Below are 26,252 nucleotides of genomic sequence, written 5' to 3'. Positions count from 1 at the left end.
AAAAGCGGCCCTCTTCATCTTGTTCAAACCATCAAACCAGCCGGCTCTGCTCCACCGCCGCTTCGACGAAGCTGGCGAAAAGCGGATGCGGGTCAAGCGGACGGCTCTTCAGTTCCGGGTGGTACTGGACGCCGATGAACCACGGGTGGTCAGGATATTCCACCGTTTCCGGCAGGACGCCATCCGGAGACATGCCGGAGAACACGAGGCCGCAATTTTCCAGGCGGTCCTTGTAGTCCACGTTCACCTCGTAGCGGTGGCGGTGGCGCTCGGAAATATCCGTGGTGCCGTAGATTTCGGCGATCTTGGTATCTTTCTTCAGCGCCGCCTTGTAAGCGCCAAGACGCATCGTACCGCCGAGATCGCCCTTGGAGGAGCGCTTCTCCAGCTCGTTGCCCTTCACCCATTCGGTCATCAGGCCGACGACCGGCTCGGAAGTGGGACCGAATTCGGTTGAGGAGGCATTTTCGATGCCGGCCAGATGACGGGCCGCTTCCACGACCGCCATCTGCATGCCGAAGCAGATACCGAAATAGGGCACGTTGCGCTCACGCGCGAACTGCGCCGCCATGATCTTGCCTTCGGAACCACGCTCGCCGAAACCACCAGGCACGAGAATGCCGTTGACCTTTTCGAGATAGGGTGTGGGATCTTCCTTTTCGAAGACCTCGGACTCGATCCATTCCAGCTTGACCTTGACCCGGTTGGCGAAGCCACCGTGATGCAGCGCCTCGATCAGCGATTTATACGCGTCCTTGAGGCCGGTATATTTGCCGACGATCGCAATCGTTACCTCGCCTTCCGGTGTGCGGATGCGGTTGCAGACCTCTTCCCAAGGCTCCAGACGCGGCTTGGGCGCCGGCTCGATGCCGAAGGCGGCCAGCACTTCCGAATCGAGGCCTTCCTTGTGGTAGGCAATCGGAACGTCATAGATATTCGCCACATCCAGCGCCTGGATGACGGCGGAAGGACGCACGTTGCAGAACAGCGAAAGCTTGCGGCGTTCCGCTTCCGGGATTTCCCGGTCGGCGCGCACAAGCAGGATGTCGGGGTGAATGCCGAGCGCCTGCAGTTCCTTCACGGAATGCTGGGTCGGCTTTGTCTTCAACTCGCCGGCTGCCGGAATGTAAGGCATCAGCGTCAGGTGAAGATAGATCGCCGTGCCGCGCGGCAAGTCGTTGCCGAGCTGGCGGATCGCCTCCATGAACGGCATCGCCTCGATATCACCCACCGTGCCGCCGATTTCGCAGATGACGAAGTCGTAGTCGTCATTGCCTTCGATCACGAAATCCTTGATCTCGTTGGTGACATGCGGAATGACCTGAACGGTTGCGCCGAGATAGTCGCCGCGCCGTTCCTTGTCGATGATGTTCTTGTAGATGCGACCGGTCGTGATGTTGTCGGTCTTGGTGGCCGAACGCCCCGTGAAGCGCTCATAGTGGCCAAGGTCGAGGTCCGTCTCGGCACCGTCATCCGTCACGAACACTTCGCCGTGCTGTGTCGGGCTCATGGTGCCGGGATCAACGTTCAGATAGGGGTCGAGTTTGCGAAGCCGCACCCGATAACCACGGGATTGCAACAAAGCTCCGAGTGCTGCCGCGGCGATGCCCTTGCCTAGAGAGGAGACCACGCCGCCTGTGATGAATACATATCGCGCCATGGGATTCACCGGATACCTTTTTACCTCTGATTCCGCCAGCCCAAAATTAATGGTTTCGAAAATTCGCTGTTGACGAATCCGCGATGGGGCGAGCCGGAATGCGAACAAAAGAAAACCGGCAGGCTTTTGGCCTGCCGGAGCGTTAAATCAAAACCGGGCTTATTGACCGGTCGGAACTGCGTTCGGATCGGCGGGCTGCGCCGGTGCCGGAGCGGCCGTGCCGGAAGCGGCAGGGGCCGGTGTCGTCTGCGCCGGAGCGGCCGCACCATTATTTGTCGGAACGCCATTTTCAGCCGGAGCCGGGGCCGGCGTCGTTGCCGGACCGAGCGTGTCGAGAATGCCGTTGCCCTGACCCTGCGTGGCCGGAATACGGTTCAGGATGTCGGTCGGGCGCGATTCGTAGCGGGTCATAAGACCAAGGCCGAGCGACGTCAGGAAGAACAGCGCGGCGAGGATGCCGGTTGTGCGGGTCAACGCATTGGCCGTTCCGCGCGCGGACATGAAGCCCGAACCGCCGCCGATACCGAGGCCGCCGCCTTCGGAACGCTGAATCAGGACCACGCCGACAAGCGCCAGCACGATCATGAGGTGAATAACAATCAAAACGGTCTGCATGACAATCCATTCCATGCCCCGCGCGGAGCACCATAAAGAAGGTTTTGCGGCTCTTTACATGAGGCGACGGCTTATTCCAAGCCCCTTTCCCGCCACTCGTGCAGGAAAGCTTGGATCAAGCCGTCAGTTGCTCGTATGCCGCATAGATGGAAAGGAAGTCGAAAGCTTTCAAGCTCGCACCGCCAATCAGCGCACCATCGACGTTCTCGACGCCCATCAGTTCCAGCGCATTGGCCGGCTTTACCGAACCGCCATAGAGGATGCGCATGGTCTTGCCGGCATCGCCGAAGCGCTTGACGAGTTCGTCGCGCATGAAGGCATGGGCCTCGCGCACGTCTTCGACCGTCGGCGTCAGGCCCGTGCCGATTGCCCAGACAGGCTCATAGGCGATGACGGTATTTTCGGCCGTCGCCTCATCCGGCAGCGAGCCGGCAAGCTGGCGCTTGAGAATATCAAGCGTCTGGCCCGCCTTGCGCTCATCCGCCGTCTCGCCGATGCAGACGATGGCGATGAGGTCGGCCTGATGGGCGGCAGAGGTCTTGGCGCGGACCAGATGATCCGTCTCGGCATGGTCGGTGCGGCGCTCGGAATGGCCGACGATGACATGGGTGCCGAAGCAGTCGGCGATCATCTCGGCGGAAATATCGCCGGTATGAGCGCCGGATGCGTTCTGGTGGCAATCCTGCGCGCCGATCATCAGCGGGCTGTCATCACAGAGCGCTGTTGCGACATAGAGCAGTGTCGAGGGCGGGCAGATCAGCGCATCCACCTTTTCGGACAGCGCGCCCTTGACGCCTTCTGCCATGGCCTTGATCTGATCGAGCGAGGCACGGGTGCCGTTCATCTTCCAGTTTCCGGCAACAAGCGGTCGAACATTCGGCGTCATGCGTATCCATTCCCTTTGTCTCTGGCCCCACCTTTGGCGGCGCCCCATCCCTCAGCCGCAAGCGGCCCTTAATCACGACAGAAATACTGCCGGAAATCCCGGATATTCCTTTAACCGCAGAAGGCCGCAAATGGTACAAAAAAGCGGCCCTTAGGTTCAAAACGACGGCCGATTTCGCAAATTTCGCCGCCGCTGACCCAAATCGAGGCCTCAGCGGCTCAAAATCCAGTTCAAAACCGCCCGCCAGTCGGTCATGCGCACCGGCGTGCCGTGGCTGCCGGTCTCATACCGCGTGAACCGCGCCGGCTCACCGGCCTTCAGCAGGGAGCGGAAGATCGTCGCCTGCTGATCGGCCGAATAGACCTTGTCGGCGCTGCCATGGGTGAACCACACCGGCTTCCTGGCCTTGGCAAAGGCACTTTTCGGAAAATCGGGATCGACCGCGCCACCGAGGATCGCCATGCCATTGAGGTTGGCGACAGCAGCCTTGTCGCGGCTGATGCCATAGCAGATGAAGCTGCCCATCGAGGCACAGGTTAGTACGACCGGCTTGCCGCCCGATTTTTTGGCCGCATCGGCAATCAGCGCCGCGACATCTGCAACGCCGTTCTCATCAAAGGAACGCACGCTCGGCACATAATAGGTGCCGCGATTGGCGACGGCCAGGTTCTTCAGCCGGTTGAAGTTGCCGCCGAAGGTGTAGTCATTCATGCCGAGCCGCCGGTCACCGCCGCGCCCGTGGATGAAGATGACGGTGAAAGCCTGCCCGCTTGCCGGCCCGACGCGGCCGACCTCAAGCGCCCTGCCCTCAACGGATATGGTTTCGAGCGCCTGCGCGCTCTTCGGCGCCATATCCACATATTGTCGCTTCACCCGTCGCTCCGGCACCTCGTCGCGGCCGTTGATGTCGCGCATCTCCTGATAGTCGATGACCTCGGATGCGCCGCCATCACCGGTGGAAAGCACCGTCTGGCTGGAAAACAGCTCATCCTTGAAGGGGCGCAGCGGCCCGTCGGTGGCCGAAGCCGCAACCGGCATGGCCGCAACAGTCAGGCTGAAAAGAGTACAAAACGTGAAATGAGCTGTGGACATGCCTTGGCTAACCGTTCATTCGTGGCTGCGAGACTTGCCATTGCAAGGCCGGCAGCGCAATCCTCCTGTTGCGAAACCCTGACACAATCGTGGCATAGGATGCGCCGCGTTTGCCCGACGGACCCACTTCAATCGGACGGGAACCGCGTTTGGCGTTATGATTGACGCTACTGGCATAATGATTCGCATGGCGAAATTCTGACACACGCTTTTGAACTTTGGACATGATGGACGACAGCAACGATCTCTTCTCCGGTCTTCCGGCAGCACGAAACAGCGATACGGAAACGAACGAGGACGCCGCGAAGACGCCGGCGACCGCGGCCGCCAACGTGCCCGCCAACCTGAATGTGCAGCCGAAACCCGCAGCCGTTGCGGCCGTTACGCCGCCTGCCCCTCCGGCCCCCGTGTCTCCTTCCGGTGACGACTACGGTGCTTCGTCGATCCGCGTGCTCGAAGGGCTGGAACCGGTGCGCATGCGCCCCGGCATGTATATTGGCGGCACCGATGAAAAGGCGCTGCACCACCTCTTTGCCGAAGTCATCGACAACTCCATGGACGAGGCCGTCGCCGGCCACGCCAACTTCATCGAAGTCCATCTCGATACCGAAGGTTTCCTGACAGTCACCGATAACGGCCGTGGTATTCCCGTGGAAAACCCTCCGCAGGTTCCGGGCAAGTCGACGCTCGAAGTCATCATGCCCAAGCTGCATGCCGGCGGCAAGTTCGACGGCAAGGCCTATGAGACATCGGGCGGCCTGCACGGCGTCGGCGTGTCCGTGGTCAATGCGCTGTCCGATCTTCTGGAAGTGGAAGTGGCGCGTAATCGCAAGCTTTACCGCCAGCGTTTTTCGCGCGGCGCGCCGATCGGCGGGCTGGAGGAGCTGGGCGACGTGCACAACCGTCGCGGCACCCGCGTGCGTTTCCATCCGGACCCGCAAATCTTTGGCGATCACGCCAAGTTCGAACCGGCCCGCATCTTCCGCATGGCCCGCTCCAAGGCCTATCTCTTCGGCGGCGTCGAAATCCGCTGGAGTTGCGATCCCGGCATGGTGCCGGCCGGCGGCGAAATCCCTGAGAAGGCCGTGTTCCATTTCCCCGGCGGCCTCAAGGATTATCTTGCCGCCACGCTCGGCAAGGAATTCACCGTCACCCGCGAGATTTTCTCTGGCCGCACCGAAAAGACCGGCGGCCACGGCGCGCTGGAATGGGCCGTCACCTGGTATGGCGGAGATACGCAGATTCATTCCTATTGCAACACCATCCCGACGCCCGAAGGCGGCACGCATGAGGCGGGTTTCCGCATCGCGCTCACCAAGGGCCTCAAAAATTACGCTGATCTGACGCAGAACAAGCGCGCCAAGGACATCACCACCGACGACGTGATGATCTCTGCCGCCGGCATGCTCTCGGTCTTCATCCGCGAGCCTGAATTCGTCGGCCAGACCAAGGACAAGCTCGCCACCGTCGAGGCCCAGCGCATCGTTGAAAACGCGCTGCGCGATCCCTTCGACCACTATCTCGCCGGCAATCCGGGCGAAGCGGCGAAGCTGCTCGACTGGGTGATCGAGCGCGCCGAAGAGCGCCTGCGCCGCCGCAAGGAAAAAGAAGTCAACCGCAAGACCGCGGTGCGCAAGCTGCGCCTGCCCGGCAAGCTGGCGGACTGCGCCCAGAACACGGCGGAAAATGCGGAACTCTTCATCGTCGAGGGTGACTCGGCGGGCGGCTCCGCCAAGCAGGCCCGCAACCGCGCCAATCAGGCCATTCTGCCGCTGCGCGGCAAGATCCTCAACGTCGGCAGCGCCAGCCGCGAAAAGCTCTCCGCCAACCAGCAGATCGCCGATCTCATCCAGGCGCTCGGCTGCGGCACCCGCACCAAATACCGCGAAGAAGACCTCCGGTATGAACGCATCATCATCATGACCGATGCCGATGTTGACGGCGCCCATATCGCCTCGCTGCTCATCACCTTCTTCTATCAGGAAATGCCGGAACTCATTCGCGGCAATCACCTCTATCTGGCGGTGCCGCCGCTCTACGTCATCCGTCAGGGCGCCAAGAGCGCCTATGCCCGCGACGACGCCCACCGCGCCGAGCTGATGGAAACCATCTTCAAGGGCAAGAAAGTCGAAATCGGCCGCTTCAAAGGCCTTGGCGAAATGATGGCCCAGCAGCTGAAGGAAACCACCATGGATCCCGAAAAGCGCACCTTGCTGCGCGTCGAGATCGACGATGTGGATTTCGAAGGCACCCGCGAGGCCGTCGACAATCTGATGGGCACCAAGGCCGATGCCCGCTTCCGTTTCATTCAGGAACGAGCGGCCTTCGCGGATAATCTGGATATCTGATCATCCGGATGCACCCTTGAAAGGCAGCGCATGGCGCTGCCTTTTGTGTTGATGTGGAGGGAACCTCATGCGGATAGTGCTGACGGGCAGTTCCGGTCGGGTCGGCCGCGCGATTTTCAGCGCCCTAGCCGGCAGGCACGATGTTACCGGCATTGATCGCTCCCCCTTTTCCACCACTCACATTGTCGGCGATTTCGCGGACATAAAACTGCTGCATTCCGCTCTGGAGCGAGCGGATGCGGTGATCCATGCGGCAGCGCTCCACGCACCGCATGTCGGCATCGTTCCGGACGCAGAATTTCAGCGCATCAACGTCGACGGGACGCGCATGCTGGCGGAAGCGGCCATGGCGGCAGGCGTGCCACGGCTGGTTTTCACCAGCACCACGGCGCTTTACGGACACGCGGTATCTGCAGGGTCCTGCACATTTATCGATGAAGAGACGCCACCCCGGCCGAAAAGCATCTATCACCGCACCAAGCTCGAAGCCGAGCATGTGCTGGCGGAGATGGCCGGCCCGCATCTCGCCGTGCGCGTGCTGCGCATGTCCAGAAGTTTCCCGGAGCCCGCCGATGTGATGGCGGCCTACCGGCTGCATCGCGGCGTCGATATCCGCGATGTCGCCGATGCCCATGTGCAGGCGCTGAGCAATGCTGGAGACGATTTCCAACGCTACATCATATCGGCCGCCACCCCGTTTTCCGCTGATGACTGCGACATTCTCGCTCGGGATGCAGCCTTCATCCTGCGGCAGCGGACCCCGGCCCTCGCCGCCACTTTCGCGCAGATGGGGTGGGCGCTGCCGGTGACCATTGACCGGATCTATTCACCCGCACGCGCCGCAGAGGGGCTGGGCTGGACATCCCGCTTCGGTTTCGAGGAAGTAGTGGCTGAGCTTGCCCGGTGCAGCCTGGAAGTCCTGCCAGCAGGCGCCAATATCAGCCGGAAATCCGAGTAAGTCCGGCCCTATGCCGCCGCATCCTCGCGGACTTCCAGAATGCGGTCGATCAGGCCCCATTCCAGAGCCTCCTGCACCGTCATGAAGCGGTCGCGATCCATCGCCCTCTCGAAATCCTCGTAGCTGCGCCCGCAATGTTCGGCGTAAAGCCGCGTCATGCGGTGTTTTGTCTGCCTGATTTCCTCGGCGTGGATAAGCATGTCCGACGCCTGCCCCTGAAAACCGCCTGATGGCTGGTGAATGAGGATGCTGGCATTGGGCAGCGCCGCCCGCATGCCGGGTTCGCCCGCCATCAGCAGGAACGAGCCCATGGAACGGGCCGTCCCCATGCACAAGGTATGCACCGGCGCGCGAATGTAGCGCATGGTGTCATACATGGCGAAACCGCTGGTCACCATGCCACCCGGCGAATTGATGTAGAGATGGATCGGCTTCTTCGGGTTTTCCGCTTCAAGAAACAGCAATTGCGCGCAAACCAGCGCGGAAACCGTATCGTTCACCTCTCCGTTGAGGAAGATGATCCTCTCGCGCAACAGGCGGGAGTAGATGTCGAAAGACCTTTCTCCCCTTGACGACTGTTCGACTACCATAGGGACGAGTTGCATCGTTTCTCGCATCGGCGAACTCCTGTCGTTTAAGAATATCGGGAAACGTGCCGGATCAGGCTGCGAGCTTGATCGGCGAACCGTTGTGGTTTGCGGCGGCCTTCGTCATGCGGCCGGTATTTACGGGCAGGTCATGAATGATGCGCAGGCTGGTGCCGCCACGGTCATTCGCTGCGATCTGGAACGTGACGGTGCTTTCCAGAAATGGCGGATGATCCTCCCGCAGCCGGTAGCAGACCTCCTGCCCCGGCGTGGTTCTTATCGCCTTTGGTTCCGCCAGGGCTTGCCTCGGCAACCAGTGTTCGCGAAAAGCGGGAATGCTGATCGCACGCCACACTTTCTGCGGCGACTCGTCCAGATCATATTCAAGCTCCAGACCGTTTTTCGGTGCTTCCGGTATTTGCCTGTTCATTGATCCATATCCTTCAGCAGGAGCTTCAGAGCCTCGATGCGCTGCGGCCAATAGGCGCGATATTTGGCGAGCCATGCCGCAATGCGGGTCAATCCTCCCGGATCGACCTCATAATTGACGAAACGGCCCTGCCGTCTTTCAACCACCAGCCCCGCCCCGCGCAGGACAGAAAGATGCTGCGACATGGCCGGCTGGCTAATCTCGATGCCTTCGCGCAAGGCGGAAGCGTTCATGGCACCGTCCGCCAGTTTTTCGAAAATGGCGCGACGTGTCGGATCGGCCAGCGCACGGAAAATATCATTCTCAGTCATGACAACACATAAGCACACACTTATCTTATTCACAAGTCCCTTCGGCGGGCGGAAGGCAGCGTTTTTCATCCACAGCGTCCAATTCCGTGAACGCTTTCTCCCCTCGCGCGTTTTCACTGCGCCTGATACTCTTCGGGCCGGGAGCGATCAAAACAAGTGACTGCATTTACGGTCTTCATCATCATTCTTCTCCTGGTCATAGGACCGAGCCTGTTCGTCGTCATCGGCAAGCAGCGGGAAAAGGCCATTCCCAAGCGCCCTTCCACCGCCCTGCCCGTTGCAGAGGATGAAACGGCGCTGGACCGGCACTGGCAATCGATCCGAAACGGCTGGAACGAGAAGAACGCGCTCTGCCTCTTACATTCCAATCTCGATGCCTTTGCGGTGCGCGTGGCGGCGGCCCGGGCGGCGGGGCGCAGCCTCGATCTCATGTATTACATGTGGAATGCCGACCTGACCGGACGGCTGATGATGCGCGAAGTCATCGCCGCCGCCGATCGCGGTGTGCGCGTGCGTCTGCTCCTCGACGATCTCGGCGTTTCCATCTCAGACCGTATCTTCCACGCCATCGACAGCCACCCCAATATCGAACTCAGGCTGTTCAATCCCACCCGGGCACGGGAAAACATGCTGCATCGAGGCATCGAACTGGTGCTGCGTTTCCGAAGCGTCAACCGGCGCATGCATAACAAGGCGTGGATTGCCGATGGGCGGGCGGTGATCGTCGGCGGACGCAATATTGGCGACGCCTATTTCGATGCCGCCGAGCGCGCGAATTTCCATGATTTCGATATTCTCGGTTTCGGCAGCATCGTCGCCGACGCCACCGAGATCTTCGACGATTACTGGAACAGCGCCGTTTCCGTTCCCGTGCGTTCCCTGCTTTCACGCAGGCCAAACAAACTCGCCAAATTGCGCCGCGAACTGGATGCCCTGCCGAAAAGCGAGGCGGCCAAACCCTATCTGGAACGCGTCGAAAGCCAGTATGGCCGCGAGCATTTTCTGATGTCGGACCGCCTGCACTGGGTTGAGGCGGCGGATATCCTTGCCGATCCGCCGGAGAAAGCGGCGGGCAAACGCCGCAAGGGTCACAACTTCCTGATGGAAAGCCTGCTGCCGCTGATGCAGGCAGCAGGCGACAGTCTGCACATAACCTCCCCCTATTTCATTCCCGGCAAACAGGGGGTGGGGATATTCCTGCAACTCGCCGAAAACGGCGTGTCAGTCGCCATCCTCACCAATTCGCTGGCGGCGACCGATGTTGCCGCCGTTCACGCCGGTTATGCCCGCTATCGAAAACCGCTCCTCTCCGGCGGGGTGCAGCTGCATGAGCTGCGCGCGCAGGCGGATCAGTCGAACTTCACCCTGCGCGGTTCGGGACAGGCGAGCCTGCACACCAAGGCCTTCACCCGTGATGGCAAGACCGGCTATATCGGCTCGCTCAATTTCGATCCACGCTCCGCCTCGCTCAATACGGAAATGGGCGTCGTGTTCAACTCGGCCCCGCTGGTTGCCCGCATGGATGAGATATTCGCCGACGAAATCCGCCGCACCATGAGCTTCGAGCTGGAAATCGACAAAGGCAGGCATATTGTCTGGATGACGGAAGAACAGGGCCGGACGAAAACCTACCGGCGCGAACCCGACGCCGCCATCAGCCGCCGCATCGTCGCCGGTATCATGCGCTTCCTGCCGTTTGAATCGCAGCTTTGACAGGCCGTCACGCCGCTCCCCGTCAGGCCGCCGGCCTTACCCCCGCTTTCGCCAGCTGTATCTGAACCAGCGTATCGAGGTTCTGGTTGACGCGGCAATAGAACTCCTCGTCAATGAAGGGCCGCAGCATGAAATCATTGCCGCCCGCCTTGAGGAACCGTGCGGAAAGCAGCCGGTTGGTGGAGGACGACACGCCGATGATGCGCAGCTCATGCGACCCGCGCACGGTGCGGATGCGCCGCGTCAGTTCGAAGCCGTCAATATCGGGCATGTTATAGTCGGTCACCACGAGGCCGATATCGGAATTGGCCTTCAGGATTTCGAGCGCCTTGGCGCCGCTATCTGCCAGGCTGACACGGAAATTATAACGCTTGAGGCGGCTCGAAAGCAGCGCCCGCGCCGTCGGGCTGTCATCAACGATCAGCACATGGTGGCGGTGGTTGGTGAGAAAGCGGCAGACGGATTCCGTCAGCATATCCACGGCGAAAATATTGTCCTTCAGGATATAATCGACCACATCCTTGGCGATCAGCGTTTCGCGCGTCCCCTCGTGAAAGGTGCTGGTGAAAACGATGGTCGGGATCGAAAGATCGATCAGATATTCCAGCGCCTCGCCCTTTTCCGCCCCCGGCAGGTTGATGTTGGAAATCGCCAGCGTCACCGGTTCGGGAGAATGTTCGTAACAGGCCTGCAACTCCTCGAAATTGCGGCACACTTCCACGGTAACGCCCAGCAATTCATTCAGGCGCATGCTCACCATCTGGGTGAACACATTTGTATCTTCCGCCAGCAAGATGCGGCTGTTGGTAAAAGGCACGCCAGAATATTGCATGCCCGTAATGCCCAGGAAATTCATTCTGCCCCGATCCCCCATCGTATGTCAGGGAAAGATAGCAGGCTCATTTTTCAGAATGATTAATAACACTTTTGCGTGAAAGCCAGTTGAGCACATGCTTACTTAAAAGGAAATACGGCCCGCGAGGGGCCGTATTCCGACTTTGGGAGGGGATGTGGTCTTATACGCGCAGAAGCGCATTTTCGGTGTCGAACGGGCTCTCTTCAACCACTTCGGCATCATAGGACGTGCCGAGAATGCGGATCTTGAGCTTGGTGCCGACGGCCGCATAATCCGGCTTGAGCATGGCGAGCGCAATTGACTTGCCCATGCGCCAGCCGAAACCACCGCTTGTCACGCGGCCGGCAAGCACGCCGTTTTCGTCGACGATTGCTTCCGAACCGCGCGCATCGACATCCGTATTGCCAGACACGGTCAGCGTCGAGAACACCCATTTCGCGCCGGCTTCCTTGTAAGCCACCAGCGCATCGCGGCCGATGAAGGATTTTTCCGGGCGCACGAAGCGGTCGAGGCCGGATTCATAGGCGTTATATTCAACCGACAGTTCGCGGCCCATATTGCGGTAGGATTTTTCGAGCGACATGGACACCATGGCGCGAATACCGAAAGGCTTGATGCCGAATTCGGCGCCCGCTTCCATCAGCCGGTCGAAGATGTAATTCTGCATCTCGATCGGATGGTGCAGTTCCCAGCCCAGTTCGCCCACGAAGTTGACGCGCAGCGCATGCGCCGTCGCCACGCCGACGGAAATCTGCTTGCCGGTGAGCCAGGGGAAATCCTTGTTATCAAGGCTGGTGCGGGTGAGCTTCTTCAGGAGATCGCGCGACTTCGGACCGGCCAGAACCAGCACGCCGTATTTCTGCGTGATCGGCTGCAGCACCACGGACCCGTCGGTGGGCGCAAGACGGCGCAGCACGTCATGGTCATGCGTCTCGAGACCACCGGCCGAAACCATGTAGAAGCGGCCCGGCGCCCACTCATAGACGGTGAATTCCGCCTTCACGCCGCCAGTCGGCGTCAGAAGATGGGTGAGCGCGATACGGCCGCGCTTCTTCGGCACGATGTTGGCGAGAATGCTGTCGAGCCATGCCCGTGCACCGGGGCCGGAAACCTCCATCTTCGCGAAGGCCGACATATCAAGCACGCCGACATTCTGGTGAACGTTCTTCACCTCGTTGCCGACATGTTCGAAATAATTCGAGCGGCGGAAGGACCATTTTTCAACGATACGGCCATCATCCAGAGCCGGCGCATGATTGTGGCTGGTGATGACATCGGCACCGACGCCGAGATCTTCCTCGCGCAGCGAATAACCTTCCGGCGCATACCAGTTGGCACGTTCCCAGCCATAAACCGAGCCGAACACGCCGCCGAGCTTCTTCAGGCGGTCATAAACCGGCGTGGTCTTCAGCGGACGGGCGGCGGAACGCTCCTCATCCGGATAATGCATGGTGAAGACGTTGGCATAGGCTTCCTCGTTCTTGGCGATGAGGTAACCTTCCGTTGCGTAAGGCCCGAAGCGGCGCGGATCGACACCCATCAGGTCGAGCGTCGGCTCGCCGTCGACGATCCATTCAGCCAGCTGCCAGCCAGCGCCGCCGGCGGCGGTGATGCCGAAGGAATGGCCTTCGTTCAGCCAGAAATTCTTCAGGCCCGGTGCGGGACCGACAATCGGGTTGCCGTCGGGCGTATAGGCGATAGCACCGTTATAGACCTTCTTGATGCCCACTTCGCCGAAGGCCGGAACACGCACCATGGCGGTTTCGATATGCGGCATCAGGCGGTCGAGTTCCTCCTGGAACAGCTCATATTCGCTGTCATCGGAGGGACCGTCGACATAACAGACCGGCGCGCCGACTTCGTAAGGACCGAGGATCAGACCGCCCGCTTCCTCGCGCATATACCAGGCTGAGTCGGATTCGCGCAGGACGCCCATTTCCGGCAGGCCCTGGCGGCGACGTTCCTGAATGGCCGGGTGCGGCTCTGTAACGATATACTGATGTTCGACCGGAATGACCGGAATGTTGATGCCGACCATCTCGCCGGTCTTGCGGGCAAAGGAGCCCGTGCAGGAGATGATATGTTCGGCGATGATCTCGCCCTTGTCGGTTGTCACCTTCCAGTGACCATCTTCCAGCTGCTCGATGGCGGTGACGGTGGTGTTGCGATAGATGGTCGCGCCACGATCACGCGCACCCTTGGCCAGCGCCTGCGTCAGATCGGCAGGCTGGATATAACCGTCATCCGGATGCTGGATGGCGCCCAGCAGGCCGTCCGTCTCGCAGAGCGGCCAGATTTCCTTCACCTGCTCCGGCGTCAGCATGTTGACCCGCACACCGATGGTCTCGGCAATGCCGGCATAATACATATATTCGTCCCAGCGATCCTTGGTGCGGGCGAGACGGATGTTGGAGACCTTGGAGAAGCCGACATTCATGCCGGTCTCTTCCTGAAGCTCCTCATAGAACTTGACGGAATATTTGTGGATCTGGCCGACCGAATAGCTCATGTTGAACAGCGGCAGAAGCCCGGCGGCATGCCAGGTGGAACCCGAGGTGAGCTCCTTGCGCTCGATGAGAACGCTGTCGCTCCAGCCCTTCTTGGCAAGATGATAAAGCGTCGAAACGCCGACGACGCCGCCACCGATCACCACCGCCCGTGCATGTGTCTTCATTTACAGAACCCCTGAAAAGCGCCGGCCTTGCCTTATTCCGCCGACATTGGATGGGAGGAATATGAAGCGCTTGTCGACCGTTCAGCCGCCTGATTGCGACATGGCCATAGGGTGCTGCGACAGGGAAGAAATTGCCTCCACCGGGGTGGGCTTTCTTATTGCCGCCGCCTCTTGCAGAGACGGCAGCAAAGATATCGAGAAATATCCGGCCGAAACAGACCGGGATTGCGACCCGCGACCAAAAGGCAGGCCACGGGCCGGACTTGCCGACTATCGGTTCTGAAGCTGCATTTGCAGCCCCCGCACATCCGGGCCGTCCAGTTTCAAACCCTTGAGGACATCATTGCCCGGAACGATGATCGAGTCCTTGAAGACAGGACCACCTGGCAGATTGTGTATCCCACCGCCCCCACCGGGCGGAGGCGGTGGCGGTGGATAGCCACCGCCGCCACAAGGCGGAATGCGATAGATACAATCAGTGGTGAATTGCTCAAGCGGCCCTGCAGTCACAGACGGGCGAACGACATCCTGCGCACTTGCTAAAACCGGAAAAAACATACCGAAGAGAAAAATGACCCGTCTCAATTCGCAACCTCCTGCGAAGACGCACAAATCCTGGCGCTGTCTTTAACTTCCTTGCCGGCGGCCGCCTTTGCTGCGGCATCCAGCCAGGCAGGCGTGCTGTTGCGCATGCCTATGGAAACACTATTGAAGCCTATGACGAGCGGCCGCGCGAACTGGCGATCGGAAAACAGGCCAGAGCTGTTTGTGCTGTGAATGCTGTTGTCACTATCGGCCATATATTGGGTCCCGGGCTGCTTGCCCTGCGGCGCTGTGGTCGCAGCCACAGCGGCATCGGATATACTCTTTTCGGGGTCTCCCCTGTTACCCCCCGCATCCAGAAAAGCCGAGCGACCCCGTCCGTTGGTAACCTTGACGCCGCGCGTCAGAAACGCCTGGCGCACAACCAGCAGGCGGATATCGTAAATATAACGCGGACCACAATCCTCCGTATCCCCGGTTCTCAAAATGTCGCGGCTGAGAATATAGGACAGTTTCTCGCGAAGATATTCGTCCGCACAATAGACCTTGGTGTCTTTGTCATTGCAAAACGCCATCAGCGCATTTTGCGCATGGAAAGGGTTGATCGCGTAGGTCTGAACATTCTGAAGTTCGATTTCCTCGACATCCGCCCGTGCGCCACCGAAGGCGATATTGCGCAGAAGCCCCGCCATGCCTTCCTTGCGCTCTATCTTGATGACGGGAAAAAGCGCGTCCTTCACCTGCAGGCCCGAGGTGGTTCCGTCCGTTGCAATCTCCGCACGGGGTTGAGCAACCGAGAGCGTCTTCTTGTCCTCCAGCCAGGTGCTGTCGCCGAAATAGGGCGCCTCCGACTTCACGCCGAGATAACCCCGCAAATTTGGTATCTGGGTTATCTTGACGTAACGGCCGATGAAGGACTCACTTTCAAGATCGGGAGGTAAAGACTTGAATTTGTGCCCTGAATCGACAACTTCGACGATAATGTCTCCGACATAAATATCCTCCTGCGGAGGATAGACCGGCTCGATGCCCAACCGGCGGATGGATTCGTTCCAGCGTTTGGGCAGGTAATCGTCGGTCACATCCGCTTCGCCCATCAGGAAAAACAGACCCGCCGAGCCGATAACGACCCCAGCCGTCAGAAGGGACAGCCGGGTGGCATGGGGCTGCATCCACGCCCAAAAACCCTTCAGTCTTTCCCGAAGAGATGTTTTCGCAGAAACCGGGCCCGGAGGCTGGGCAGGCTGGGCAGGCTGGGCAGGCTGGGCAGGCTGGGCAGGCTGGGCAGGCTGGGCATTCTCATCGATTGGATCCGGCATTTGAACCCCGACAGAAAAGAAATAAACTAAATAATAACCACAATATATCAACTTACAGTTTACAAAACAATACAGTCATTACGGGTATTCTGATTATATTTTCATGACGGCGGTCGGGCATATCCGGCCTCCATCAAGTAAAAGCCGCCCCGGCGCGCCCATCATTCACCGCAAGACAGTCGGATGCGAGGCCTGCCCCGCACCCGTCCGGACTGATACCAGCCGCAGCCGCTCACTTGTCCTTTCCGACCGCTTTTGCCGCGGCTGGCTGTTCCGCAACAGTCTTGTCGCCCGCCTTGCCGGCATCCTTTTCCGGCGCATTGCCGGCAACGGGGGATGCCGCACCCGTATGGGCCACCACCGCCTTGTCGCCCTCTTCCGAAAGCAGCGCCGCCAGCATCTGCGGATTGGCGTCGCCTTCGACGTGGATATTGAGGTTGCGCTGCGGGAACGGGATGTCGATCCCCTCCTCCCGGAAGCGCTGGAGGATCGCGATGCGCAGCGCGTTTTTCACGCCAAGCCCGTTCGAGAGATCGGCGAGATGGAAACGCAGTTCGAAATCCAGCGAGAAATCGCCGAAGCGCAGGAATTCCACATGCGGCTCGGGATTGCGCAGCACCGGCGGCTGGGCGCGCACGAGTTCCAGCAGAATATCCATGACCTTCTGCGGATCGGAATCGTACGACACGGAAACCGGGATTTCGGCGCGCATGATGCGGTTGCGGTGTGTCCAGTTACCAACAGAGGAATTGATGAATTCCGAGTTCGGCACGATGATCGATTGTCCACGGAAAGTTTCGATCTCGGTGGCGCGCACGGAAAGCCGCTTGACGGTGCCCTCCGTCGTGCCTGTCACCACCCAGTCCCCCACCTTGAAGGGGCGCTCGACCAACAGGATGAGGCCGGAGACGAAATTCGAGACGATGTTCTGCAGGCCGAAACCGATACCGACCGAAAGGGCAGAAGCCACCAGCGCCAGGCTTGAAAGGTTGAGACCGGCGGAAGAGACACCGAAGATGGCCGCAACTGCGATACCGAGATAACCGATACCTGTCTTGACCGAGTTGCGCACGCCGGCATCCACCTGCCCGCGCGCCATGACGTTGTTGTCCAGCCACTTCTGGAACCAGCGGGTGATGATATAACCGATGGCGAAGACGAGAACACCGCCAAAGAGGCCGATCAGCGAAATCGAGGCATTGCCGACGGTGATGCCGGTCAGCAGGCGATAGGCCCAGCTTTCAATATCGCCCGGCTGGAAACCCCAGGAAAACAGGATGAGCGGCACGCCGAAGGCAAGTGCTACCGCATAGATGCCGAGCCCGGCGGCAAGACCGGCCTGATCGAGCGCTACCGGGCCGAGGCCGAACCGTCGCCCAAGATAACGGCCGGCAAGGGATTCCGAAAAGGCCCCCTGCCGTGAAATCGCCTTGCCGGAGAGAATGCCGATATACATCGTCGCCAGTACCGCGCCGGTGGCGACGATCTGCGTGGCGAGGAAGCGCGCAAGACCGACATAACCCGTCAGGCAGGCGCCGATGAGAACGAGACCGCCAACCCGCAGCAGAATGACGAGCCAGCGCGGCAGTCGCTGGTTGCCGGTCTCGTAATCCTGCCCTTCGCCGATGACCGGCCGCAGGAACGACACGGTGAGCAGGATAAGGCCGATAATGATCGAGGCGACGAAACTCTTGGCAACGGTGACGATCAGCGGCGAATACAGCGTCTCGCTGATCGTGCCGAACAGATAATCGAGCCCGTTAACGAGCGCCATCAGCAGCACGGCCGACGACAGCGTGTGTGCGCCGCGATTGGAAACCTGCAGCAGACGCCATTCCGACTGCGTCGGCGCAAAGATCGCATAGCTCAGCCGCGACACGAAATAAACGAAGCCCGTGACCGCCATCGCCCCGAACAGGATCGGCGCGATATCAGACCGCAGCAGGTTGAAATTATCGAGGAAAAACGCCGAGGTGACGAGAAACAGGAAAAGCGACAGCGACTGCACCATGGTGGACCAGAAGGCCACCGAAAGCCGTCTCAGGTAGGAAGGCTCGCCCGTAAACGCCCGCCGGTCCATGCGGCTGCCGAAAAAGCGGTAACCACCCACCAGAAACAGGAGCGCCGCCATGATCGACAGCGTCACGGCCCCGAACATCGGCAGGCGCTTGTAATTCCAGACGAAACTCGCCCAACCGCTGAAAGCGTTGTTCAGGTTGGTCAGCTCGGTCAGAAAGGCGGAGGACGCATCGCCCAGCGTCTGTGCCGAAACTTCCGTGCGCTTGAACAGCGTGGCGGCGAAAAGCGCCCGGCGAACGGCGGTGATATTGTTGGAGATCTGCGCGGCATTGGTGGCCGTGCTCTCCACCTCGCCGGCAATCGCATTCACCTCGGCCCGTTCCGCCGTCAGCCGGTTTCGCTCTTCCGTCACCATGCTGGCTTCCGGCGGCTGGTCGTCCGCAGGCGCCGCACCCAGCGCATCCAGCCGGGTCTTGATCTGGTCGAGACGGGTGCGCAGTTTGGTGTTGGCGGCGGCCGCATCGGCGGCAATGGTATCGGCCCGTCCCTTGAGGTCCACAAGCTGCACGTCGTCGCTGCCGCCCGCTTCCACCTGCCGGGCGATTGCCGCGACATCGGCCTTCCATTTCTCCAGCTCCGCCCTCGCCTGTTCGACGGTCGAAGCCTGGATAGCCACTGGGGCGGGCGATGTCGTTCCCTCCTGCGCCGAGGCGGGCATTGCCGACAAAAGACCGCCGACCAGGAACAGCACCATGGCCATTATCGCCGCTATTGCGGTCCTTTGCCGCCGATCCCGCGTCAAGCCGTCGAACACCCGTTTGCCGTCCATCAATCCGCCCAACATCAACCGCACATCCATGCCTTTCGTCTCTTTGCGCCGCATCAGGCTATTTAGCGCCTGCCGTGCGGAAAACCACCCGCATAAAGCGAGGTTTTCAGGAGTTTGCCTTGCTTTTCACCACGGGAATCATCACCTTTGATGATGCAGCAACATGGGAGGAAATCATGGAATCTGCTGGCATTGGCTGGATCGCAGCCATCATCATCGGTGGTGTCGCCGGGTGGCTCGCCGAACAATTCATGAAAAGTAATATGGGTGTTTTCATGAACATCCTTCTTGGAATCGTCGGCGCGATCGTCGCCAACGCCATCCTTTCGCTATTTGGAATCGTTCTGCAAGGTTGGCTCGGTTATCTCATCGCCGGCTTCATCGGCGCCTGCATCCTCATCCTTATCGGCCGGGCTTTCAGACGCGGATGAATAAAAGGAAAAATCCGTAAAACCCCGGATTTCCAGGCTTTTCCAGCGCGACTGAAATTTTTTCGTCACAAAAATCGAAGAAATTTCATTTCCGCGCTGGACAAGCCCAAACTTCCCCTTTATACGCCCCCTCACACCGCCACACGGTGCCGGTCGGGTGATTAGCTCAGTTGGTAGAGCAGCTGACTCTTAATCAGCGGGTCGTAGGTTCGAGCCCTACATCACCCACCATTAACTCCTTGATTTATCATAAAATTAACGGACGCAGCCAGCGTCGGCCATACGGGCCGATGATGCCCCGGGGCAAGTTGCGAGCCTTAGACGCCGTCCGTTAAAAAGGCGGCTTGCGCCGCCTCTGTCAGCATTTCCAAAGCGCATTGTTCACGCGGAGCAAAAAGCCTGTCAGCGGCATTGCCCCGCCAGCTCGATACCTTCCTTGATCAACCCTTCATTGACCGCAAAACCGGTCTCCCGCCGGAATTTGCTTCCGAGAACGGCAACCAGATTGCCGACATTCGGTGAGCCGTCAGCACCAAAAAGCGCAAGATTGTCATTGATCCCGACGTTCACGCTGGCCGCCATGCCCCGCGCAACGCCATCGGGGCAATTGCAGCTTCCGCACTGGCCGGCCGCCGGAGTGCCGTTTGCGGGTTTTGCGCAGAGAGGACCTTTGAAGCCTGTGGGCGGCTGCGGACCACCAGCGCATGATCTGCCCCAGCCGTTTCGAACCCCGACGGTGCCGAGCGTATCGCACCAGGGTGAATAGGTCTCGGCAATCTGCATTGCAGATCGCAATCCCCTGCGGTTCTTCGAGCAATAATCCCGGACAACTGCGCGTACCGACCATTTCGGATGCTGGAAGATGGCATGACCGGCCTTGTCATTGCCGGCTGCCCCTTGCCAGCTTCTCCCCATAACGCATCCGTAATTATTCATTTTAACGCAACGCAAGCGGTTCTGGTGACGCTGCAGGTCTGCCGCGTCGAACGTCAGGGCCTGACCATTATAGGTCAAATATTCGGAACCAAATTTTTTCCAGTCAGGAGCTGTATCCTGAGCAACAGACGGCGATATGGCGAAGAGAAAAAATGCGAGCCTAATAAAAACGACCCTGATCATCTGAAAATCCCCATTTATAACCCCGAAGTAATAAAACCAGAATTCCCGTAAAACGCGAGTCATATTTAAAATTCGACTTAATGTTTTCGTCAATTCGTTGCGGCTGGAAAAGATCTTCATTCCTTCTCAATGCTGCCGAAACGGTGAATATAGGTCTCGCCGTGACGCCGTTTCCCCAAAGCTGTCTCAATCATCCCTATGATCGGGGTCATGAGATTGTTCATCAACATATTGCTTTTCATTCTCGGCGCAGTCGGGAGCGGGATATGTGCGTTTTTATTGTCGGCAGCGCTTGCCGATTCCGGATTTCTCGGCTCCTGTTTTGAGGGAAACTGCGCTTATGCGGCGCTTTTCATGGTGCTGCCCGTCACATGGTTCGTGCTTTTTGCGCTTTACGTGATGGCGCTGCTGATCTGGCGGCGAAAGCCTTTCCGGAGCGGAAGGCTCTGAAAACGAGCATGGCGACATCCCCTGCCACCCCACGCTCGTTGACAGCGATCAAGACTTACCGTTAACGTCCGCCTGCTGGGGGATTCGCTGCCAGTGATATGCGGGCCTCATGACCATACCCGATATCACCGGCCTCTGAATGTGCATGTTCCGATTTGCGTCTTGCGTATGATGGCATGCCGGAAAACAGGGAGACCAAAGGATGCGGGCCGCAATCAATTCCCCGTCGCTTTCGATCGACACCATGGACTATCAGGCAGAGTGCCAGTTCGCGCTGGAGCCTTCCATTCAAGGGCTGATCGAAAAAGCGGAACATGCCGGCTGGAACCGCCAGCAGGCCGCCCTTGCCATCGTCGCGCTCGCCAGCGAGCATCTCACCGATCTCTTGACCGCCGGCGGCCTTCCCGCGCCGGATCAACGTCCCCTCTCCTGATCCCCTCCTGAAACCGGGCGGATCAGCCCCGCGCCTTCGAAACATCATCGTGAAAATCGACGTAGCTGGCCCGGAGTGTCCCTCTAGACACTGCCGGAACAGATCTGTGCCGTGAAGGTCAGCGCGTGGAGCAAAGCCGATCCCATGCGGCGACGCTTCCCACGCGGCCTTTCGCACCGCCGTGCCCAGCGTGGCGGGACGTATCGATTACCTGCCCGCAACCCTGCCATAGTGTTGACACAAGCCACCAATAATGAGAACATAAAGTGAACATTATGGAGGTCAGCGATGAACACAGCAGACGCAACCATAGAAAATGCCCTTTCCGTCGTCGCCCGCTCCCGCGACATGCGCGAGCGCGCGCTCGAACGACGCCGCGAACTGCAACGGCGAACGGAAGTCATCATCACTCGGCCGCTTTACGTGCTGAAAAAGAACGAAGGGCCGAAACAGCTGTCGCTGAAACTCGACAGCTAGTCGCCCTGGAAATGCCGGAGAAGGCTCGCGAAGCAGGCCTTTACCGTTAGCATTCCTGCCTCCTCTCGTCTTCAAAAAGCAAAATCCCGTGCGGATCACCTCACGCACGGGATTTCTGAATGAAGAGGTTATTGTTCTGTCTATTGCATGCGCTGCATTGCGGCTTCGGGCTCACCGGTCGTCGCAACCGCAGCCGGAAGGCGGTCGGTCTTTTTCAGGATGACGACAGGCTTCTCGACCGGGTCCGTCGGCGGAACGATGCTTGCAGTTTTGAATTCACGGTCTACGGCAGGAACGGAAGCGTTGATCTGTTGATGACCTGCGCATTCCGCAAGCGCTGCACTGGCGGAAAAACCAAAGACAGCGGCGATAATGAGAACTGATTTCATGTCATTCTCCCTTCGCTCTTGTGGCGATCTCCAGTCTAAGTGGAGACGGGCCGGATTGAAAATCACACTTTAGAGACATCTAAAGCTCTCGATCATTTCGGCAGTCGTCGTCATCAATGTGCGGGGCCAAGTAACAGGCAGATTCCCCTGCCCTTATTTCTTCCGCACATCCAGCGGATTTCGGCAAAGCGGTCTGCGAAATATCATCGCCACATAGCTTCCCTTGAGGGAAATGAGGCTTGGCGTGTAAGTCGAAACCTTCGCCGTGTTGGCGGCCTTGATCGTTCTTCCTTCAGAGGAATTCTGCTGCATGGCACGCCTCCTTCCATAAGCGATAACGAAAATGCGCCGGTCTTGTTCCGATCACGGTTTCGTTGGTGCGCGCGAGAGAAACGAACGCGTTGCCGCGCGTTTTCTTCTCCCCGCCCGGGAGAGGAAACAGGCGGAACACTCCCAGCCCCCCAAATGCGCAGCGCTTGAAAATTCCGCCCAAAGGTTCTATATGACCCAGCGCGAGGACGACCTCGGCCATATCGGCGACAGCATGCGGGACGGCCCGGTCACATACCGGAGAATGAAATGCGTTCCCTGCAAGATCGTATCCGCCACGCCCTGAGTTTCGAAATCATCGGCCTTCTGCTCGTCATTCCCTTGGGCGCACTGCTCTTTGGCATGCCTATGGAAGATATCGGCATTGTCGGCCTCGTCAGCGCCACGCTGGCGACGGTCTGGAACTATGTCTATAATCTCGGCTTCGACCACGCCATGCAGCGGCTGAAAGGCACGACGCTGAAAACGCCCGCTCTTCGGGTCGCCCACGCCGTGCTGTTCGAACTGGGCCTCCTGATCGTGCTGATGCCCCTCATTGCCTGGTATCTGAATATCAGCCTTGCGCACGCCCTGGTGATGGATATCTCGTTTGCGCTGTTTTACGTGGTCTATGCTTTTGTCTTCAACTGGAGCTACGATCGGGTTTTTCCCCTTCCGGAATGGAAGTCGCAGCAGGACGCCGTCTGATCGACGGCTTCCACTGCCACGCTAGGAAAGCGCCTCAGCGCAGCGATGCCTTGAAGAAGCTGACGACATCGGCGTTGAAGCCGCGATGGAACTCCACCCGGTCGAAGCCCGCGGCATCGCTGCAAATCTGGGGCACGGCCTTTTCCATCTCGGCGGGGCAAGGGGCGATAAACGAAAAGTGCCCCGCCCCTTTCACCATCCGATAGTCCGGTTTCGCCGGCAGATCGCCGCGCAGCCGCAAAACATCCTGCGGCGCGACACCGTCACCACCGCGTTCCGAACTCCAGAGCTGGACCGGGATCGTGATATTCTTCAGGTCACCCGCGCCGGGAAAAGCATTCAACGGGTCGGCAGCAACCACAGCCTTCACACGCGCATCCTGACCGCCGTGCTGCGGTAATGTCGTCTTCTGTCGCATCTGCGCGCAAATCGGCGCCTGCGGATCCGGACAGGGCAGCACGGCATTGGCAAAGTCGGGAGTGCCGCCGGCAAGCACCAGCGCGGTATAACCGCCACGCGAAAATCCGAAAACGCCGATCCGTCCGGCATCGATGGAACCGGCTTCGCTAAAACCTTCAAGCAGATGATCCAGCAAGCGGGCAATCTCCGCCGGCCGGCCCGTCAGCGCGGAAAGTTCACCCGCCTTCTGCATTTCAAGCGCATTGTCTCCGGGGTGATTGATCGCCGCGACAATGAAGCCGGCATCCGCCAGCGCCGCCGCCGTGTCCCGATGGCTGAAATAGGTGCCGCCAAAACCATGAGAGATGACGACGAGCGGATATTTCCCTTCGGGCACAGGGCAATCCCTGACAGCGGGTAAAAGGAAGGGGCCAATCCTGACCTCCACCGGCGCGGCCGCGCAGGGCGACCACACCGCAGCCTTCATGGCAGCTTTGCCATTCGCGGCTGGAACCTCGATCAGCCGGAGACCGGCCGCCATGGCGGCACCGGCTCCAGACAGGGTGGAAAGCACAAGGCAAAGCAGCAGCAGAAATCGCATCACGAACTCACGGATCGGCAATATTGCATATGGACCGATCGGCAACCGGTCTGACGCAAACATAAAGCGATTTCTTCTGACGGCAATGACCGCTGAAACGCCTAGAGCGATTTCAGCGTCCAGGCCACGATCTCCCGCGTGGCGGCAGCGAAAGCCTGATCCAGCGCCTTCACGAAATTGGCGTTGCCGGAGCCGCTGACACGGGCGCTGGCGCGGAACACTTCCTGCGCCTTCACCGTGCCATTGCGGTCATTCAGCAGCTTCACCGAGATTTCGATATTGGCGAGGTTCTTTGCCGTATCGATTTCGAAAGCGCGAATATCGGTCACGACCTGATAGTCGATTGCCAGCCCCTGCCCCGGCCGGCCGACGCCGCCGAGCTTGCCGGTATCCTCGAAGGCTTCCACGAGCTTGGATTGCACCATGCGCGGCAGGCGGTCGCTCCATTGCGAATTGCCGAGATACTGCACCTCCGAGCCGGAAAGGCGCACCACGATGTTTTCGCTGTCCAGCGCCTTTAACGCCGTCGGATCGGCGATCAGCAGCTGCCGGCTCCTGAGCGAAGGCCCCTGCGTCACCGTCGCCGAAGACACGGAGAGATCGAAAGTATCGTTCTTCGGCGCACCCGCACAGCCAGCCATCATCGCGGCAAGCAGCGGAGCCAGAACGAGGGCGCGGCGCTTTTGGCCGTTCATCGATAGTCTCATTGGCCCATACCCCTCTTAGCGCCTTGTTCTGCCGTCATATTGTTTCACGGTTTCGCCGCCGAATATCAACCGCTGCGGATCGCGGTCGATATTGGTGATGGCGTTGTTGAGATTGTCGACCGTCTGCCGTGTGCTGCCGATGAGCGCCTGGAAATCTTTCAGGCCCGAGCTGGAGAAGCGTGTGAGATTGTCGGCAATCGGCCCGATACGGGCATTGAGATTGTCGGCCACCGCCTTGAAGGAAGTGAGCGTCTCGCGGGCCTTGGCAAACAGCGAATTGGCGTCATCCGTGCCGAGCATGCCGTCCACCTTGGCGAGAATGCCATCAACGCGGCTGGAGGCGAGGTTCAGCTTGCGGCCCATTTCGGTGAAATCGGAACCCGCCTGGTCGATATCGGCGCGGCGCGCGCCGACATCGTCGGCGATCCGCTTGAAGTTCGCCACCGCGTCGCGCGCATCGGCCGTGGCAGCCGAGACGTCGTTGACGACGGTGCCCACCTTGGCGGGATCAACCGAGGCGAGAAGCTCATCCGCGCGCTTCACGACCGTCTGCACTTCCGTGCTCGCCGCCTCGAAATTGCGCGCCGTGCTCTGCACCGTCTCCATGATGCCCTGGATATCGCTCGAAGCCGAGGCCACATCCTTCGTCACCTTGTCGACATTCGACAGGATGGAATCGATCTTGCCGGCATCCACAGCCTTCACCAGATCTTCGATCGCGGTCAGCGTGCCATCGAGACGCACCGAGACCGACTGCACGGTGGTCGAAAGCGAGCTGAGGCTTGCAATGAAGTTTTTGATGCCGTCGGAATTGGCCGCCAGCGCATCGGAGAATTTCTCGGCGTTGCGCACCGTCTGCGTCAGCGGGCCGCGCGCATCCTGCACGAAGCCCTGCAGCTCGCCGATCGCTCCGTCCGCACGTTTCAGGATCTTGTCTGCGGTGGCAAGCAGGTTGGTGACACTGGAAAGATCGGCCGTCAGCTCGGCGGGAACGCCGCTTTCGACGGCTTTCTGCAGAATACGCTCGCCATCCTTGTTGCCGCCGGAAAGCTCGATATAGGCAGCGCCCGTCAGGCCCTGGATTTCAAGCACGGCGCGCGTGGACGGGAAAACCGGGGCATCGGCCTGCACTTCAGTAAAGGCTATGGAATAGGCCGGGTCGTCGCGGTCGATGGCAAGGCCGCGCACGGTGCCGACAGGAATACCGTTGAAGCGCACGGGAGAACCGACGGACAAGCCGTTGGCCGAACCGGGAATACGCACGACAAGCTGCGCCGTCGGGCCGCCACGGCCGAATTCCGCCATCCAGTAAACGAAGCCGAATGCGGCGGCGATCACGATCAGCGTGAAAATTCCGACTATGGTGTAGTTCGCCTTGGTTTCCATGCT

Annotated in this window: 26 protein-coding genes and 1 tRNA gene; 10 read left to right on the top strand and 17 right to left on the bottom strand. The window is 59.7% G+C overall.

Annotated features, from left to right (window positions below; translation table 11 throughout):
- Window positions 1-31 precede the first annotated feature (31 nt).
- The 4 genes from ASB65_RS25370 to ASB65_RS25355 all read right to left on the bottom strand — a co-directional run bounded on the left by ASB65_RS25370 (window position 32) and on the right by ASB65_RS25355 (window position 4,253).
- Window positions 32-1,660, bottom strand: coding sequence for a CTP synthase (locus ASB65_RS25370; RefSeq protein ID WP_003502929.1), 1,629 nt, complete (start codon window positions 1,658-1,660; stop codon window positions 32-34).
- Between the two features lie 159 nt (window positions 1,661-1,819).
- Window positions 1,820-2,275, bottom strand: a complete 456-nt coding sequence (secG, locus tag ASB65_RS25365) for a preprotein translocase subunit SecG (protein WP_003502931.1) — start codon at window positions 2,273-2,275, stop codon at window positions 1,820-1,822.
- A gap of 115 nt (window positions 2,276-2,390) precedes the next feature.
- Window positions 2,391-3,161: a triose-phosphate isomerase gene (gene tpiA, locus ASB65_RS25360; protein WP_060725774.1), complete on the bottom strand. Its 771-nt coding sequence runs from the start codon at window positions 3,159-3,161 to the stop codon at window positions 2,391-2,393.
- A 210-nt stretch (window positions 3,162-3,371) separates the two neighbouring features.
- Complete coding sequence (locus tag ASB65_RS25355; protein WP_060725773.1) at window positions 3,372-4,253, bottom strand: alpha/beta fold hydrolase; 882 nt, start codon at window positions 4,251-4,253, stop codon at window positions 3,372-3,374.
- Window positions 4,254-4,477: 224 nt separating this feature from the next.
- Here ASB65_RS25355 and parE point away from each other — a divergent pair, with 224 nt between their 5' ends.
- Complete coding sequence (gene parE, locus ASB65_RS25350) at window positions 4,478-6,601, top strand: DNA topoisomerase IV subunit B (protein WP_060725772.1); 2,124 nt, start codon at window positions 4,478-4,480, stop codon at window positions 6,599-6,601.
- A 67-nt stretch (window positions 6,602-6,668) separates the two neighbouring features.
- Window positions 6,669-7,559: an NAD-dependent epimerase/dehydratase family protein gene (locus ASB65_RS25345; protein WP_060725771.1), complete on the top strand. Its 891-nt coding sequence runs from the start codon at window positions 6,669-6,671 to the stop codon at window positions 7,557-7,559.
- A gap of 8 nt (window positions 7,560-7,567) precedes the next feature.
- Here ASB65_RS25345 and ASB65_RS25340 read toward each other — a convergent pair whose 3' ends face one another.
- The 3 genes from ASB65_RS25340 to ASB65_RS25330 are packed head-to-tail and all read right to left on the bottom strand — an operon-like array spanning window position 7,568 to window position 8,887.
- Window positions 7,568-8,176 carry an ATP-dependent Clp protease proteolytic subunit gene (locus ASB65_RS25340; RefSeq protein WP_060725770.1) on the bottom strand — a complete coding sequence of 203 codons (609 nt, stop codon included), beginning with the start codon at window positions 8,174-8,176 and terminating at the stop codon, window positions 7,568-7,570.
- A gap of 43 nt (window positions 8,177-8,219) precedes the next feature.
- Window positions 8,220-8,576: an SRPBCC family protein gene (locus tag ASB65_RS25335; RefSeq protein ID WP_060725769.1), complete on the bottom strand. Its 357-nt coding sequence runs from the start codon at window positions 8,574-8,576 to the stop codon at window positions 8,220-8,222.
- Complete coding sequence (locus ASB65_RS25330) at window positions 8,573-8,887, bottom strand: ArsR/SmtB family transcription factor (RefSeq protein WP_003502944.1); 315 nt, start codon at window positions 8,885-8,887, stop codon at window positions 8,573-8,575. The genes ASB65_RS25335 and ASB65_RS25330 overlap by 4 nt, the downstream gene beginning before the upstream one ends.
- 156 nt (window positions 8,888-9,043) lie before the next feature.
- Here ASB65_RS25330 and ASB65_RS25325 point away from each other — a divergent pair, with 156 nt between their 5' ends.
- Window positions 9,044-10,600: a phospholipase D family protein gene (locus tag ASB65_RS25325; RefSeq protein ID WP_060725768.1), complete on the top strand. Its 1,557-nt coding sequence runs from the start codon at window positions 9,044-9,046 to the stop codon at window positions 10,598-10,600.
- Between the two features lie 22 nt (window positions 10,601-10,622).
- On the opposite strand, the gene ASB65_RS25320 is transcribed toward ASB65_RS25325, so the two are convergent.
- Window positions 10,623-11,456 carry a response regulator gene (locus tag ASB65_RS25320; RefSeq protein ID WP_060725838.1) on the bottom strand — a complete coding sequence of 278 codons (834 nt, stop codon included), beginning with the start codon at window positions 11,454-11,456 and terminating at the stop codon, window positions 10,623-10,625.
- Between the two features lie 160 nt (window positions 11,457-11,616).
- The gene (locus ASB65_RS25315; protein ID WP_003502951.1) at window positions 11,617-14,130 is read right to left on the bottom strand and encodes a GcvT family protein; all 2,514 of its coding nucleotides are present in this window, start codon (window positions 14,128-14,130) and stop codon (window positions 11,617-11,619) included.
- Between the two features lie 61 nt (window positions 14,131-14,191).
- On the opposite strand from ASB65_RS25315, the gene ASB65_RS25310 reads away from it, so the two are divergent.
- Window positions 14,192-14,413, top strand: a complete 222-nt coding sequence (locus ASB65_RS25310) for a hypothetical protein (RefSeq protein WP_060725767.1) — start codon at window positions 14,192-14,194, stop codon at window positions 14,411-14,413.
- A 298-nt stretch (window positions 14,414-14,711) separates the two neighbouring features.
- Here ASB65_RS25310 and ASB65_RS25300 read toward each other — a convergent pair whose 3' ends face one another.
- The gene (locus ASB65_RS25300) at window positions 14,712-15,992 is read right to left on the bottom strand and encodes a hypothetical protein (protein WP_236766218.1); all 1,281 of its coding nucleotides are present in this window, start codon (window positions 15,990-15,992) and stop codon (window positions 14,712-14,714) included.
- 232 nt (window positions 15,993-16,224) lie between these two features.
- A complete protein-coding gene (locus ASB65_RS25295; protein WP_060725764.1) occupies window positions 16,225-18,894 on the bottom strand; it encodes a mechanosensitive ion channel family protein in 2,670 nt (889 codons plus the stop codon).
- Window positions 18,895-19,016: 122 nt separating this feature from the next.
- On the opposite strand from ASB65_RS25295, the gene ASB65_RS25290 reads away from it, so the two are divergent.
- Entirely contained in the window at window positions 19,017-19,271 is a 255-nt protein-coding gene (locus tag ASB65_RS25290; RefSeq protein WP_060725837.1) for a GlsB/YeaQ/YmgE family stress response membrane protein, read from the top strand.
- A 155-nt stretch (window positions 19,272-19,426) separates the two neighbouring features.
- Window positions 19,427-19,502 (top strand) — tRNA-Lys (locus tag ASB65_RS25285).
- A gap of 171 nt (window positions 19,503-19,673) precedes the next feature.
- Here the strand turns inward: ASB65_RS25285 and ASB65_RS29045 are convergent.
- On the bottom strand, window positions 19,674-20,510 hold the full coding sequence (locus ASB65_RS29045) for a hypothetical protein (RefSeq protein ID WP_233282991.1): 837 nt from the start codon (window positions 20,508-20,510) through the stop codon (window positions 19,674-19,676).
- A 78-nt stretch (window positions 20,511-20,588) separates the two neighbouring features.
- On the opposite strand from ASB65_RS29045, the gene ASB65_RS25270 reads away from it, so the two are divergent.
- From ASB65_RS25270 to ASB65_RS28625, 3 genes are all read left to right on the top strand, one after another.
- Entirely contained in the window at window positions 20,589-20,840 is a 252-nt protein-coding gene (locus ASB65_RS25270; protein ID WP_020812120.1) for a hypothetical protein, read from the top strand.
- A 202-nt stretch (window positions 20,841-21,042) separates the two neighbouring features.
- Window positions 21,043-21,273 (top strand): hypothetical protein, encoded by a 231-nt coding sequence (locus tag ASB65_RS25265; protein WP_003502959.1) that lies wholly within the window; start codon window positions 21,043-21,045, stop codon window positions 21,271-21,273.
- A 288-nt stretch (window positions 21,274-21,561) separates the two neighbouring features.
- Complete coding sequence (locus tag ASB65_RS28625) at window positions 21,562-21,750, top strand: hypothetical protein (RefSeq protein WP_020012681.1); 189 nt, start codon at window positions 21,562-21,564, stop codon at window positions 21,748-21,750.
- A gap of 140 nt (window positions 21,751-21,890) precedes the next feature.
- On the opposite strand, the gene ASB65_RS25255 is transcribed toward ASB65_RS28625, so the two are convergent.
- Together ASB65_RS25255 and ASB65_RS27855 are read right to left on the bottom strand one after the other, a co-directional pair.
- Window positions 21,891-22,139, bottom strand: a complete 249-nt coding sequence (locus ASB65_RS25255) for a hypothetical protein (RefSeq protein ID WP_003502962.1) — start codon at window positions 22,137-22,139, stop codon at window positions 21,891-21,893.
- 292 nt (window positions 22,140-22,431) lie between these two features.
- Window positions 22,432-22,671: a hypothetical protein gene (locus ASB65_RS27855; RefSeq protein WP_080868429.1), complete on the bottom strand. Its 240-nt coding sequence runs from the start codon at window positions 22,669-22,671 to the stop codon at window positions 22,432-22,434.
- A gap of 47 nt (window positions 22,672-22,718) precedes the next feature.
- Here ASB65_RS27855 and ASB65_RS25250 point away from each other — a divergent pair, with 47 nt between their 5' ends.
- Window positions 22,719-23,156, top strand: a complete 438-nt coding sequence (locus ASB65_RS25250; protein WP_060725761.1) for a PACE efflux transporter — start codon at window positions 22,719-22,721, stop codon at window positions 23,154-23,156.
- 34 nt (window positions 23,157-23,190) lie between these two features.
- Here ASB65_RS25250 and ASB65_RS25245 read toward each other — a convergent pair whose 3' ends face one another.
- The 3 genes from ASB65_RS25245 to ASB65_RS25235 all read right to left on the bottom strand — a co-directional run bounded on the left by ASB65_RS25245 (window position 23,191) and on the right by ASB65_RS25235 (window position 26,249).
- Window positions 23,191-24,156 carry an alpha/beta hydrolase family protein gene (locus ASB65_RS25245; protein ID WP_060725836.1) on the bottom strand — a complete coding sequence of 322 codons (966 nt, stop codon included), beginning with the start codon at window positions 24,154-24,156 and terminating at the stop codon, window positions 23,191-23,193.
- Window positions 24,157-24,257: 101 nt separating this feature from the next.
- A complete protein-coding gene (locus tag ASB65_RS25240; RefSeq protein ID WP_060725760.1) occupies window positions 24,258-24,863 on the bottom strand; it encodes an ABC-type transport auxiliary lipoprotein family protein in 606 nt (201 codons plus the stop codon).
- Between the two features lie 15 nt (window positions 24,864-24,878).
- A complete protein-coding gene (locus ASB65_RS25235; RefSeq protein WP_060725759.1) occupies window positions 24,879-26,249 on the bottom strand; it encodes an MlaD family protein in 1,371 nt (456 codons plus the stop codon).
- Between the last annotated feature and the right edge of the window lie 3 nt (window positions 26,250-26,252).

The organism is Agrobacterium tumefaciens str. B6, from assembly GCF_001541315.1.
Taxonomy (GTDB): Bacteria; Pseudomonadota; Alphaproteobacteria; order Rhizobiales; family Rhizobiaceae; genus Agrobacterium; species Agrobacterium radiobacter.
Note: the sequence above shows the minus strand (reverse complement) of the source record. Positions and strands in the feature narration are given on the sequence as shown.

Excerpts from the sequence above, each read along its gene's own strand:
- ASB65_RS25265 (WP_003502959.1), top strand. The coding sequence starts at position 21,043 with ATGCGGGCCGCAATCAATTCCCCGTCGCTTTCGATCGACACCATGGAC.
- ASB65_RS25295 (WP_060725764.1), bottom strand. The coding sequence starts at position 18,894 with ATGCGGCGCAAAGAGACGAAAGGCATGGATGTGCGGTTGATGTTGGGC.
- ASB65_RS25335 (WP_060725769.1), bottom strand. The coding sequence starts at position 8,576 with ATGAACAGGCAAATACCGGAAGCACCGAAAAACGGTCTGGAGCTTGAA.
- ASB65_RS28625 (WP_020012681.1), top strand. The coding sequence starts at position 21,562 with ATGAACACAGCAGACGCAACCATAGAAAATGCCCTTTCCGTCGTCGCC.
- ASB65_RS25235 (WP_060725759.1), bottom strand. The coding sequence starts at position 26,249 with ATGGAAACCAAGGCGAACTACACCATAGTCGGAATTTTCACGCTGATC.
- tpiA (WP_060725774.1), bottom strand. The coding sequence starts at position 3,161 with ATGACGCCGAATGTTCGACCGCTTGTTGCCGGAAACTGGAAGATGAAC.
- ASB65_RS25300 (WP_236766218.1), bottom strand. The coding sequence starts at position 15,992 with ATGCCGGATCCAATCGATGAGAATGCCCAGCCTGCCCAGCCTGCCCAG.
- ASB65_RS25345 (WP_060725771.1), top strand. The coding sequence starts at position 6,669 with ATGCGGATAGTGCTGACGGGCAGTTCCGGTCGGGTCGGCCGCGCGATT.
- parE (WP_060725772.1), top strand. The coding sequence starts at position 4,478 with ATGATGGACGACAGCAACGATCTCTTCTCCGGTCTTCCGGCAGCACGA.
- secG (WP_003502931.1), bottom strand. The coding sequence starts at position 2,275 with ATGCAGACCGTTTTGATTGTTATTCACCTCATGATCGTGCTGGCGCTT.
- ASB65_RS25315 (WP_003502951.1), bottom strand. The coding sequence starts at position 14,130 with ATGAAGACACATGCACGGGCGGTGGTGATCGGTGGCGGCGTCGTCGGC.
- ASB65_RS27855 (WP_080868429.1), bottom strand. The coding sequence starts at position 22,671 with ATGGCCGAGGTCGTCCTCGCGCTGGGTCATATAGAACCTTTGGGCGGA.
- ASB65_RS25310 (WP_060725767.1), top strand. The coding sequence starts at position 14,192 with ATGAAGCGCTTGTCGACCGTTCAGCCGCCTGATTGCGACATGGCCATA.
- ASB65_RS25240 (WP_060725760.1), bottom strand. The coding sequence starts at position 24,863 with ATGAGACTATCGATGAACGGCCAAAAGCGCCGCGCCCTCGTTCTGGCT.
- ASB65_RS25255 (WP_003502962.1), bottom strand. The coding sequence starts at position 22,139 with ATGAAATCAGTTCTCATTATCGCCGCTGTCTTTGGTTTTTCCGCCAGT.
- ASB65_RS29045 (WP_233282991.1), bottom strand. The coding sequence starts at position 20,510 with ATGAAGATCTTTTCCAGCCGCAACGAATTGACGAAAACATTAAGTCGA.
- ASB65_RS25245 (WP_060725836.1), bottom strand. The coding sequence starts at position 24,156 with ATGCGATTTCTGCTGCTGCTTTGCCTTGTGCTTTCCACCCTGTCTGGA.
- ASB65_RS25355 (WP_060725773.1), bottom strand. The coding sequence starts at position 4,253 with ATGTCCACAGCTCATTTCACGTTTTGTACTCTTTTCAGCCTGACTGTT.
- ASB65_RS25270 (WP_020812120.1), top strand. The coding sequence starts at position 20,589 with ATGATCGGGGTCATGAGATTGTTCATCAACATATTGCTTTTCATTCTC.
- ASB65_RS25250 (WP_060725761.1), top strand. The coding sequence starts at position 22,719 with ATGCGTTCCCTGCAAGATCGTATCCGCCACGCCCTGAGTTTCGAAATC.
- ASB65_RS25320 (WP_060725838.1), bottom strand. The coding sequence starts at position 11,456 with ATGAATTTCCTGGGCATTACGGGCATGCAATATTCTGGCGTGCCTTTT.
- ASB65_RS25340 (WP_060725770.1), bottom strand. The coding sequence starts at position 8,176 with ATGCGAGAAACGATGCAACTCGTCCCTATGGTAGTCGAACAGTCGTCA.
- ASB65_RS25330 (WP_003502944.1), bottom strand. The coding sequence starts at position 8,887 with ATGACTGAGAATGATATTTTCCGTGCGCTGGCCGATCCGACACGTCGC.
- ASB65_RS25290 (WP_060725837.1), top strand. The coding sequence starts at position 19,017 with ATGGAATCTGCTGGCATTGGCTGGATCGCAGCCATCATCATCGGTGGT.
- ASB65_RS25370 (WP_003502929.1), bottom strand. The coding sequence starts at position 1,660 with ATGGCGCGATATGTATTCATCACAGGCGGCGTGGTCTCCTCTCTAGGC.